This is a genomic window from Vibrio sp. 10N.261.52.A1 (genome assembly GCF_002876325.1).
Classification (GTDB): domain Bacteria; phylum Pseudomonadota; class Gammaproteobacteria; order Enterobacterales; family Vibrionaceae; genus Vibrio; species Vibrio chagasii.
The window spans coordinates 1-2078 of the sequence record NZ_MCYD01000990.1 but is presented as its reverse complement, the minus strand read 5'-3'; the positions used below and the strand labels follow the sequence as shown (position 1 = coordinate 2078).

General features: G+C 46.2%; 2 protein-coding genes. One reads left to right on the top strand and one right to left on the bottom strand.

The features are described 5' to 3' along the window. Positions 1–27: 27 nt before the first annotated feature. Positions 28–954: a M14 family metallocarboxypeptidase gene (locus BCT81_RS21440; RefSeq protein WP_102425768.1), complete on the bottom strand. Its 927-nt coding sequence runs from the start codon at positions 952–954 to the stop codon at positions 28–30. 174 nt (positions 955–1128) lie between these two features. Between BCT81_RS21440 and BCT81_RS21435 the strand changes: the two genes are divergently transcribed. Further along, a complete protein-coding gene (locus tag BCT81_RS21435; RefSeq protein ID WP_102425767.1) occupies positions 1129–2034 on the top strand; it encodes a DUF808 domain-containing protein in 906 nt (301 codons plus the stop codon). Positions 2035–2078: the final 44 nt, after the last annotated feature.

Genomic DNA, 2078 nt, shown 5'->3' with positions numbered 1-2078 from the left:
CTAGTTCTCTAGAGATAAATTATTCGCTTACGCATTTAGCTCGTGTTGAATCACGTAATCTAGAGCACCAACGACAGCTGCAACTTGTGCGTCGTTACACTCTTCGTCTGTTACTTTGTCGCTGTCTGGGTAAACTTCTGTCGTTGTGCCGTACTTGCAGTTCGTTACGCCGCCACAAAGGCCAAGCTCTTTCATTGGGTAGTTAATCACACCGTGCTGTGTCACTTCTGAGCCAATGATCTTGCCGTCTGCATCTGCTGGTGCAATGTGCGTTACTTTTTCAACTGAAGCAATGACAGCCGCTTGGAATTCTGGCTGAGGGTTTTCAGTGTCACCTACTGTGTAGAAACCATCTGGAATCATACCTTCGATGTACTCAATGCCGTCACGAGCAGCAAGTGCTGGGCGGAATTCAGTTTCATCAGAATCTGTCGTTTCGTGTAGATCAACGTGAACCAGCACTTCTGGTAGAGACGCCACTAATGCACGTAAGTTTGCTGATTCTTCAGCAGGGGTACCTTCATAGAAAGAACGGTTCGGATCAACGGCATTTGGGTTCCAGCGGTTGATGACTTCGTAACCCCAAGGGCTAACACAAGGCGCAACTACTACGTTGAAATGCGCTGCGTATTTCTCTGCTTGAGTATCTGCAAATTTGATCGCACCGTGTACACCACTGGTCTCATAACCGTGAACACCGCCTGTTACTAGAACGGTTGGTTTTGATGCATCCCAGTTTTTGCTCTTGATTGCAAATAGAGGGAAACGCGCCTCATCGTAGCTCAGCGCGCCGTATTGCTCGATATCAAAGCGGCCTGCTAATGCTTGGATTTTAGGAACGACTTCTTGCTGGTATTCGCGCTTAACTGTTCTTTGAGCAAACCATGCTTGACGTTCTGCTTCTTGCCATTTTTTTCCAGGTTCACCAATAGGGTAGTTGTATTCACTTTTCATCTATACTTTTTCTTTTATGTTCGTGAAAGATGCAGACAGACTAGTCCTGTCTCGCTGAGACGGCAATAGAAAACACAGTTTGTGACTTTATTTTTTACAGACTCATAACTTTGATGAGTGAATTGATAGTGTTACATTTTATCTGTTGTTCAATCCTTTAAAAGAGACAATAAAATGGCTGGAGCAAGTTTACTCACATTGTTAGACGACATAGCCACAGTGTTAGACGATGTCGCGCTGATGTCCAAGGTTGCCGCGAAGAAAACCGCCGGTGTATTGGGTGATGATTTAGCACTTAACGCACAGCAGGTGTCGGGTGTTTCCGCGGAGCGAGAAATCCCTGTGGTGTGGGCGGTTGCAAAAGGGTCATTCAAGAACAAGTTGATTCTTGTACCCGCCGCGTTATTGATCAGTGCGTTTATTCCTTGGTTGATCATGCCATTACTGTTAATTGGTGGCCTATTTCTTTGTTTCGAAGGGGCAGAGAAGATCTTAGAAAAGTTCTTTCCACATGCCTACCAAGAGCACGACAAGGGAGATGAAGGTAAAGCCGGTGAATCCATTGAGGACTATGAGAAGAGAAAGGTGAAAGGCGCAATTCGTACCGACTTCATCTTATCCGCAGAAATCATTGTGATTGCTCTGGGTACCGTGACGGGGACCAGCATCTTGACCCAGATTATTGTCGTTAGCTTGATTGCTGTCGTGATGACGATTGGCGTCTATGGCTTGGTGGCAGGGATCGTTAAGTTGGATGATTTAGGCTTCTATCTTCAACGTACATCTAACGGCAGCGCTGTAAAAGCAAAGCTGGGTAATGGGCTTGTTTCCTTTGCGCCAAAGCTAATGAAGATGCTTGCTGTGGTCGGTACGGCTGCCATGTTTTTGGTTGGCGGTGGTATCGTGGTTCATAACGTTCCCGCAATTCATCACTTGATTGAGCCTATCATCATGGACTTCAGCGGACATACGATAGCGACTGCGGTTGTTCCTACTTTGTTGAATGGCGTGATTGGTGTAGTTGCGGGGTTACTTGTTGTCGCGGTTTGGGGTGCGATAGAGAAGGTTCGCGGCAAGTAGGGCTTAAACAACGTCTTAGGCAATGAGTTTGTTAAGTACTTGTC

What these genes read in the sequence shown, in the direction of transcription:
- BCT81_RS21435 (WP_102425767.1), top strand. Translation starts at nt 1,129, where the DNA reads ATGGCTGGAGCAAGTTTACTCACATTGTTAGACGACATAGCCACAGTG.
- BCT81_RS21440 (WP_102425768.1), bottom strand. Translation starts at nt 954, where the DNA reads ATGAAAAGTGAATACAACTACCCTATTGGTGAACCTGGAAAAAAATGG.